General features: G+C 67.1%; 9 protein-coding genes. 4 read left to right on the top strand and 5 right to left on the bottom strand.

Annotation, left to right across the window (positions count from 1 at the left end):
- Positions 1–83: 83 nt before the first annotated feature.
- Positions 84–479 carry a superoxide dismutase, Ni gene (gene sodN / locus ACFXBC_RS00005; protein ID WP_385016473.1) on the bottom strand — a complete coding sequence of 132 codons (396 nt, stop codon included), beginning with the start codon at positions 477–479 and terminating at the stop codon, positions 84–86.
- A gap of 142 nt (positions 480–621) precedes the next feature.
- On the opposite strand from sodN, the gene sodX reads away from it, so the two are divergent.
- A complete protein-coding gene (sodX, locus tag ACFXBC_RS00010) occupies positions 622–1047 on the top strand; it encodes a nickel-type superoxide dismutase maturation protease (RefSeq protein ID WP_385016477.1) in 426 nt (141 codons plus the stop codon).
- On the opposite strand, the gene ACFXBC_RS00015 is transcribed toward sodX, so the two are convergent.
- The gene (locus ACFXBC_RS00015) at positions 951–1580 is read right to left on the bottom strand and encodes a CGNR zinc finger domain-containing protein (RefSeq protein WP_385016479.1); all 630 of its coding nucleotides are present in this window, start codon (positions 1578–1580) and stop codon (positions 951–953) included. The two genes, sodX and ACFXBC_RS00015, sit on opposite strands and share 97 nt — an antisense overlap.
- A 293-nt stretch (positions 1581–1873) precedes the next feature.
- On the opposite strand from ACFXBC_RS00015, the gene ACFXBC_RS00020 reads away from it, so the two are divergent.
- Both ACFXBC_RS00020 and ACFXBC_RS00025 read left to right on the top strand, forming a co-directional pair.
- Positions 1874–2563: a class I SAM-dependent methyltransferase gene (locus ACFXBC_RS00020; protein ID WP_385017061.1), complete on the top strand. Its 690-nt coding sequence runs from the start codon at positions 1874–1876 to the stop codon at positions 2561–2563.
- A gap of 526 nt (positions 2564–3089) precedes the next feature.
- Positions 3090–3437: a putative cross-wall-targeting lipoprotein signal domain-containing proteiin gene (locus ACFXBC_RS00025; RefSeq protein ID WP_385016482.1), complete on the top strand. Its 348-nt coding sequence runs from the start codon at positions 3090–3092 to the stop codon at positions 3435–3437.
- A gap of 168 nt (positions 3438–3605) precedes the next feature.
- Here the strand turns inward: ACFXBC_RS00025 and ACFXBC_RS00030 are convergent, their stop codons facing one another.
- The 3 genes from ACFXBC_RS00030 to ACFXBC_RS00040 are packed head-to-tail and all read right to left on the bottom strand — an operon-like array spanning position 3606 to position 6303.
- Positions 3606–4391 (bottom strand): amino acid ABC transporter ATP-binding protein, encoded by a 786-nt coding sequence (locus ACFXBC_RS00030; RefSeq protein ID WP_385016485.1) that lies wholly within the window; start codon positions 4389–4391, stop codon positions 3606–3608.
- Positions 4388–5323 (bottom strand): amino acid ABC transporter permease, encoded by a 936-nt coding sequence (locus ACFXBC_RS00035; protein ID WP_385016488.1) that lies wholly within the window; start codon positions 5321–5323, stop codon positions 4388–4390. Before ACFXBC_RS00035 ends, ACFXBC_RS00030 begins: the two co-directional genes overlap by 4 nt.
- 29 nt (positions 5324–5352) lie before the next feature.
- Complete coding sequence (locus ACFXBC_RS00040) at positions 5353–6303, bottom strand: ABC transporter substrate-binding protein (RefSeq protein ID WP_385016490.1); 951 nt, start codon at positions 6301–6303, stop codon at positions 5353–5355.
- Positions 6304–6878: 575 nt separating this feature from the next.
- On the opposite strand from ACFXBC_RS00040, the gene ACFXBC_RS00045 reads away from it, so the two are divergent.
- On the top strand, positions 6879–8093 hold the full coding sequence (locus tag ACFXBC_RS00045) for an NADP-dependent malic enzyme (protein WP_385016493.1): 1215 nt from the start codon (positions 6879–6881) through the stop codon (positions 8091–8093).
- Positions 8094–8397 lie beyond the last annotated feature (304 nt).

Here is an 8397-nt window from a genome sequence, read left to right on the forward strand (position 1 = left end):
GGTCTTCGGGGGCCTGCGGACCGGGTGCGGTCAAATAGACCGGGCGACCAAAGAGATCGCCGGTCGAACGGCTTGATCGGGGATCAAGCCTTCTTGGTCTCCCAGAAGATCTTGTCGATCTGGGCGATGTAGTCCAGGGCCTTCTGGCCCGTGGCCGGGTCCGTCGAGCCCTTGGCCGTCGACAGCGCCTTGAGGGTGTCATTGACGAGCTGGTGGAGCTCGGGGTACTTCTCGAAGTGCGGCGGCTTGAAGTAGTCGCTCCAGAGCACCGAGACGTGGTGCTTGGCGAGCTCCGCGCGCTCTTCCTTGATGACCGTGGCACGGGCACGGAAGTGCGGGTCCTCGTTGGCCTGGTACTTCTCCTGGACGGCCTTGACGGACTCGGCCTCGATACGGGCCTGGGCCGGGTCGTACACGCCGCAGGGGAGGTCGCAGTGGGCGCTGACCTGCACCTTGGGGGCAAACAGGCGGGAAAGCATGGAGCTGTCCTTCCTCGTGATCGTCTTCTCGGGTGGGACATTACTCCGTGAGAGGCCCGATTTCGCGAGTGCCCCCTGGGGCTTAGGACAAAAGTCCAGGGTCAGTATGGGACTGGTGGACGATCGGACCGGGAGGTACCGGATGACGGATCAGGGGCGGGAGAGCCAAGCTCCGTTGGGTGTGGCGGAGGTGAAGGGGCCGTCCATGATGCCCACCCTGCTCCACGGTGACCAGCTGCTGGTGCACTACGGCGCCGAGTTGCGTCCGGGTGATGTGGCGGTGCTCCGCCATCCGCTGCAGCAGGATCTGCTGATCGTGAAGCGGCTGATCGAGCGGCGCGAGGGGGGCTGGTGGGTGCTGGGGGACAACGCGCACTCCGAGGGTGTCGACAGCCGCGCGTTCGGCACCGTTCCCGAGGATCTGCTGCTCGGGCGGGTACGGGCCAGGTACCGGCCCATCACCCGGGGCCGTCAGCGCTCGGCCGGTGTGGTGCTCTCCTGGCTGGCGTCGGCGGTGCGTCCGGTGCTGGCCGACCGTGCGGTCTCCAGGCGCTTGCGCGCACGGTAGGCGGCCACGTTGGCGCGGGTCGCGCAGCGGTCCGAGCAGTAGCGCCGGGATCGGTTTGTCGATGTGTCGAGATACGCGTTGCGGCACGGCGCCGCCTCGCACAGGCCGAGCCGGTCCACCCCGTACTCGGTGAGATGGAAGGCCAGCCCCATCGAGGCGATGGCCGCGTAGCCGGATGTCGCGTTGGACGGGTGGTCGGCCAGATGCATGTGCCACAGCGGCCGGTCGTCGTCGTCCCGGTGGTCGTGGCCCGAGATCTGCGGCGAGACCGGGAACTCCAGGAGCAGTGAGTTCAGCAGGTCGACGGCCAGGGTCTCGTCCCCCTCGTCCGCGGCCCTGAACACGGCGCGCAGCCTGCCCCTTACCGAGCGGAAACGGGTGACATCGGCGTCCGTGGCGCGCCGGGCCGCCGAGGCGTTGTCGCCGAAGAGCTCACGCACCGCGTCGACCGAGGTCAGGGAGTCCTTGTTACGGGCCGGCTCCTCGGTGTTCACCAGGCGCACGGCGTAGTCCGAGTAATAGGCCAGTTCCACTTGTAGTCCTTACGGAGGCGGTCTAGTGTCGACGGTCGGGCGGCCGTAATGGCTGCTCATCCTTCGAGGGTATTACTTGAGGGTCTGAGTGCCTGAGCATCCGAGCACCTGAGTACCCGAGTGGTGCTGTGGACGGGCTCGCGGCGGCGGGATCAGTGGAGGAAGCAGTGACGGATTCGGGATCGGCGGCAGAGTCGGCAGAGGGAGCAGGGTCGGCAGAGGCAGCAGGGTCGGCAGCGGGTACGGACTGGCAGTCCTGGCAGGAGAGCTGGGACCGCCAGCAGGAGTGGTACATGCCGGACCGCGAGGAGCGGTTCCGGGTCATGCTGGACATGGTCGAGGCGCTGGTGGGAACGGCACCCCGGGTGCTGGATCTCGCGTGCGGTACGGGAAGTATCACGGATCGGCTCCTCAGGCGGTTCCCCGGAGCCACCAGTACGGGCGTCGACCTCGACCCGGCGCTGCTCGCCATCGCGGAGGGATATTTCGCCGGTGACGAGCGGGTCGCCTTCGTGACCGCCGACCTCAAGGACCCTGGCTGGACCGCGCTGCTGCCCCACCGTGAGTACGACGCGGTGCTCACCGCGACCGCCCTGCACTGGCTGCATGCCGAGCCGCTCGCCGCGCTCTACGGGCAGATCGGCTCCCTTGTCGTGGACGGCGGCGTGTTCATGAACGCCGACCACATGATCGACGACCGGACACCGCGGATCAACGCGGCGGAGCGCGCCCACCGGCACGCCGCCATGGACCGCGCCAGGGCGGCGGGCGCAGTCGACTGGGCGGACTGGTGGGCCCTGGCGGCCAAGGACCCGGTACTCGCCGGACCGACCGCCGAGCGCTACCGGATCTACGGTGAGCACGCGGACGGGGACATGCCGTCCGCGCGGTGGCACGCGGGCACCCTGCGTGCGGCCGGTTTCGCCGAGGCGCGGAGCGTCTGGGCCTCGCCGTCCGACACGCTGGTGCTCGCCGTGAAGTAGGGCGCCGCGGAGGTGACACGAGGAAGAGTGCGATCGTTTCGACGATGAGACACCTTGAGCGAATATCACTGAGTGCACCGACCGGCACACTCGGTTTTAGAGCAGGGCACACTCACGCGACCAACTCCCGGGTCGGGGGGTATCAGAACCGCGCCTCGCTTCGTGGGTCACCGCTAGCGGCTAGCTCACGCTGCATCCGATACCCACCGGCAAGATGTGTCCGCCGTGCCGTCCAGTAGAAGACCCATCAGTTTCGGCTCGATCGACTCCGTGATAGCAACGGAAAATCCGAAAAATCCGGTGATGTCTAATTCGATTCCAGCCACTTGCGTATCTGCGGCCTTGTCCAGGAATTAAAACCGTTGACACGAGTGTGTGTTACAAGAAAAGATGCTCAAGGTTGTCAACGCTGATGCGATATCAGTGCGGCCGTTGAAGTCCGACCAGGATGAATCTAGGACCTCGTAAGGTTTGATTCCGCTTCCGCTGGAACGCCGTGGAAGCATTTCTGTAGGGGGATTCTGTGATGGGTAAGAGAAAGATCGTGACGGCACTCTGTTCCGTAATGCTCGGTGCCGCTGCCTTGGTTCCTTTGTCTGCGACGACGGCAAGTGCTGATCCCACATGTGGCTATCTGGTCACCCAGTCGTCCACAAGTAATGGGGCGAAGGTGTACACCGAGGCGCCTAAGTGTGGACAGCAAGTGCAGGCTGTTGCGAATTGCCTGAAGATCGGCGCGAGCGCAAAGGTTTACGGCAACATACGCACAACCGCTGGGTACAGCACCGCCACATGCGGCAGTACCGCGGAAGTGACGCAGAAGGGGTACCGAATCAAAAAGAGTGGTTCCTGGGGCTCTATATACTGGTTTTAATCAGTGAATAAAGCCGTGGGCAAATTGTAAGCCCGCATCACTAAGCCGGAGCAGCAATTGGATCTATGCTGCTCCGGCTTAGTCGCTATTTGAGGAAGGGCTGTCCCGAGCGAGACAGTTGCCCGGTCCCATACTCGAGGGCGAGCTTCCTGTGGGAGGGCAACGGCCTTACAGCACCTTCGACAGGAACGACTTCGTCCGCTCGTGCTGCGGATCGGTCAGGACGTCCCGCGGGTGGCCCGACTCGACCACCACACCGTCGTCCATGAAGACCAGCGCGTCGCCGACCTCCCGGGCGAAGCCCATCTCATGGGTCACGACGATCATCGTCATTCCGTCGTCGGCGAGCCCGCGCATCACGTCCAGGACGTCACCCACCAGCTCCGGGTCGAGCGCCGACGTCGGCTCGTCGAAGAGCATCAGTTTCGGCTCCATCGCCAGTGCGCGGGCGATGGCAACCCGCTGCTGCTGGCCACCGGAGAGCTGCGTCGGATAGCTGCCCGCCTTGTCGGAGAGCCCCACCCGGTCCAGCAGCCGCTCGGCACGGGTACGGGCCACGGCCTTCGCCTCGCCGCGCACCTGGACCGGCGCCTCCATCACGTTCTCGATGGCCGTCATGTGCGGGAAGAGATTGAAGCGCTGGAAGACCATGCCGATGTCCCGGCGCTTCAGGGCGACTTCGCTGTCCTTCAGCTCGTAGAGCCGCTCGCCCTTCTGGCGGTAGCCGACCAGGTCCCCGTCGACGTACAGCCGCCCGGCGTTGACCTTCTCCAGGTGGTTGATGCACCGCAGGAACGTCGACTTCCCGGACCCCGAGGGGCCGATGAGGCAGAACACCTCACGCGGGGCGACCTCCAGGTCGATCCCCTTGAGCACCTGGGTCGGGCCGAAGGACTTGTGGACGCCCTCGGCCTTCACCATCGCGGTCTTCCCGGCCTTCACCGTCGCCGTCATGCGGACACCCCCGAACGGTTGCTGAAGGAAGCCAGATTCGCCTTGACCCGCTGGAACGGGGTCAGCGGCAGGCTGCGGCTGGAGCCGCGCGCGTAGTAGCGCTCCAGATAGAACTGGCCGATGGAGAAGAGGGTGGTGAGCACCAGATACCAGGCGGCGGCCAGGAACAGCATCTCCACCGCGGCCCCGGACGTCTGCCCGATGTCCTGGGCGGTCCGCAGCAGCTCGTAGAACTGCACCGCGGCCACCAGCGACGTGGTCTTCAGCATGTTGATGACCTCGTTGCCGGTCGGCGGCACGATCACCCGCATCGCCTGCGGCACCACGATCCGCCGCAGCGTCTTCGCATGGCTCATACCGAGCGCGTGCGCCGCCTCCGTCTGGCCCTCGTCGACCGCGAGCAGCCCCGCACGGCAGATCTCCGCCATGTACGCGGCCTCGTTCAGGCCGAGACCGAGCAGCGCCGTCAGCAGCGGCGTCATAAAGCTCGACCAGTAGTCCTTGTAGATCGGACCGAGGTTGATGTACTGGAAGACCAGGCCCAGGTTGAACCAGACCATCAGCTGGACGAGGACCGGGGTGCCCCGGAAGAACCAGATGTAGAACCACGAGATCGACGCGGTCACCGGGTTCTTGGAGAGCCGCATCACCGCGAGGACGACGCCGCCGACGATGCCGATCAGCATCGAGAGCACGGTGAGCAGGAGTGTCTGGCCGACACCGTGGATGATCCGGTGGTCGAAGAAGAAGTCCGGGATCGCCCCCCAGTTGATTTTGCCCTGGGAGAACGCGTAGACGATCGCCGCGAGCAGCACGACGGCGACGGTCGCGGCGACGTACCGCCCGTAGTGCCGGACCGGGATGGCCCTGATGGCCAGCGGTCCGGTGGGCGGCGCCTCGACGGGGCCCGCCTTTTCCATGTCAGCAGTCATAGGTGATACCTCTCAGCGCCGGCGTCCGGTCAGGATCCGCCGTTGAGCTTGGCCTCGGTGACCGCGCCCTGCTCGGCGCCCCACTTGGCGAGGACCTTCTTGTACGTACCGTCCTTGATGATGGCGTCCATGGCCTGCTGGATGGCCTTGGTGAGCTGGTCGTTCCCCTTCGCGACGGCGATTCCGTACGGGGCGGCCTGGACCGTCGGGCCGACGATCTGGAAGTCCTTGCCGCCGCCCGATGTCTTCACCGCGTACGCGGCGATGGGGGAGTCGGCCGAACCGGCGTCCGCGCCGCCCGAGCGCAACCGGGTCTGGGCCTGCTGGTCGTCGTCGAAGGCCTGGATGGAGAGCTTCTTGCCGGCCGGACACTTCTTCGCCTGCGCCTTGGCGAGATCGTGGGAGACCGTGCCGCGCTCCATGACGATCGTCTTGCCGCAGAGGTCGGACCAGTCCTTGATGCCCTCGGTCTTGCCCTTGCGAGTGTAGATCGACACGCCGGTTGTGTAGTAGTCGACGAAGTCGACGCCCTCACCGACCTTCTTGCCCTTTTCTAGCCCGTTCTGGCGGTCCTTTGTGTCGGTCATCGCGGACATCAAGATGTCGTAGCGCTTCGCGCGCACGCCGGCGATGAGTGTCTCGAACGTCCCGTTCTCGAACTGGAACGTCACCCCGAGCTGTTTGCCGAGCGCCGCGCCCAGATCGGGGTCGATCCCGGCGACCTTGCCCGAGCCGTCCTTGAACTCGACGGGCGCGTACGCGATGTCGGAGCCGACCTTCACGACGCCCTTGTCCCGGACGGCCTGCGGCAGCAGATGGGCGAGCGGGGCCTTGGCCGACGCACTGTCCCCCTTGGGCCCGTCGTTCTTGGTCTGGTCGCCGCAGGCGGACAGCAGCAGTGCGCCGGCGACCGCGATCGCGCCGACCGCGGCTGTCCGGGACTTCACTGCGGTCGGGCGGCGAGTGGAGCGTGCGGTCATGGTGGTGGTCCTCCGGCGGATCGGACAGATGGCGGATCGGACAGCGCGATGCTGGAGCCGCGGCACACGGTTCTCCGGTGCCACGGCCATGTGTGGATGACGGCATCTTGCCAGCCGTACTGGTCCAATCAGGTCGCTGGTCATGTCAAAATCGGGTAACGGGTCACCCCCGTTCTCCACTTGGCCGGTACGGCACGACCGGACCATCTGCTGGCAAACGCACCTTCCGCCGGAGGATCTCCGGTGCGCCCCGCGCCGTTCCGGGGCGCGTCTCGAAGGATGGACTTCTTCCGCGGTACGGGGCCCACCTGCCCGGATATCCCGCTATGAGCCATCTCACCGCGTCGGTGCGGACTCGATATGGACTCGTCCGATGTGCGGTCCATCCGGTAGAACAGACGGTTACACCCCTCATCCGGGGCTCAGGGCGCGTGTGCGGCGCGCCCGCGCGTATGTACCTCCCCCCGCCCGGCGGGCCAACCGGCCGGCGCGGGGCACATACGCGGTGCCCGCCCACCCCTCCTCAACCAGGAGTGGCCACCCTCAACTGATGAAGACTTAAGGGGTAACAACCAATGGCAGCGGAGATCGTCAATCCTCGCAGCGAAAGCTTCACCGCCTCCTCGCAGGAGGAGGAGACCTTCGACCCGGTCTTCGCCCTGCACCGCGGCGGAAAGATGGCCGTCCAGGCCACGGTGCCGGTGCGCGACCGGGACGACCTGTCCCTCGCGTACACGCCGGGCGTCGCCAAGGTGTGCAGCGCCATCGCCGAGAAGCCGGAGCTCGTCCACGACTACACCTGGAAGTCGCAGGTCGTGGCCGTCGTGACGGACGGTACGGCGGTGCTGGGCCTGGGCGACATCGGCCCGGAGGCCTCCCTCCCGGTGATGGAGGGCAAAGCCATCCTCTTCAAGCAGTTCGGCGGTGTCGACGCCGTCCCGATCGCGCTGGCGACCACCGACACCGACGAGATCGTCGACACCGTCGTGCGGCTCGGCCCCTCTTTCGGCGGCGTCAATCTGGAGGACATCTCCGCGCCGCGCTGCTTCGAGATCGAACGCAGGCTCCAGGAACGGCTGGACATTCCGGTCTTCCACGACGACCAGCACGGCACCGCCGTCGTCACGCTGGCGGCCCTGCGCAACGCGGCGATCCTCACCGGACGCTCGCTGGGCCAGCTGCGCGCGGTCATCTCGGGGGCGGGCGCCGCGGGTGTCGCCATCGCCAAGATCCTCATCGAGGCCGGGATCGGCGATGTCGCGGTGTGCGACCGCAAGGGCATCGTCTCGGCCGACCGCGAGGACCTCACCGAGATCAAGCGGGAGGTCGCCGGTTTCACCAACAAGGCGGGCCTGACCGGCTCGCTGGAGACCGCGATGGCCGGGGCGGACGTCTTCATCGGGGTCTCGGGCGGTACGGTCCCGGAGCCCGCGGTCGCCTCGATGGCCGAGGGCTCCTTCATCTTCGCCATGGCCAACCCGAACCCGGAGATCCACCCCACGGTCGCCGCCAAGTACGCGGCGGTCGTCGCCACCGGGCGCAGCGACTTCCCGAACCAGATCAACAACGTGCTGGCGTTCCCGGGGATCTTCGCCGGGGCGCTCCAGGTGCGGGCCTCACGCATCACGGAGGGCATGAAGCTCGCCGCTGCTGAGGCGCTGGCCGCCGTGGTGGCCGACGAACTGAGCGCGGACTGTGTCATTCCGTCGCCGTTCGACGAGCGGGTCGCCCCCGCGGTCACCGCCGCGGTGGCCGCCGCCGCCCGCGCGGAGGGCGTGGCCCGGCGCTGAGGCGTCCCGGACACGACGCCCCTGGTTGCCCCGGCCTGCCCACGCCTGACGCCTCACGGCGCGGCTCGGCGGGGCGCCTCGCCCCGGCCCAGTGCAGGGAGCGTCACACTCGTGGGCCGGGGAGGGGCGGAAACCCCCCCCCCATAGTGTGGGCCACTTTGACACCCCACACCCCCCCCCACCCCCCCAACCCCCCCCACCGCGGGGGGGGCCCCGTGCGGGCCCCGGGGCCGCTTCCGATGGACCGTTTCCGGCCAAATGTCGTGGTGTCCGGCTCGTCGCCGTGGGCCGAGGACGACTGGAC

The organism is Streptomyces sp. NPDC059398, assembly GCF_042751845.1.
GTDB lineage: Bacteria > Actinomycetota > Actinomycetes > Streptomycetales > Streptomycetaceae > Streptomyces.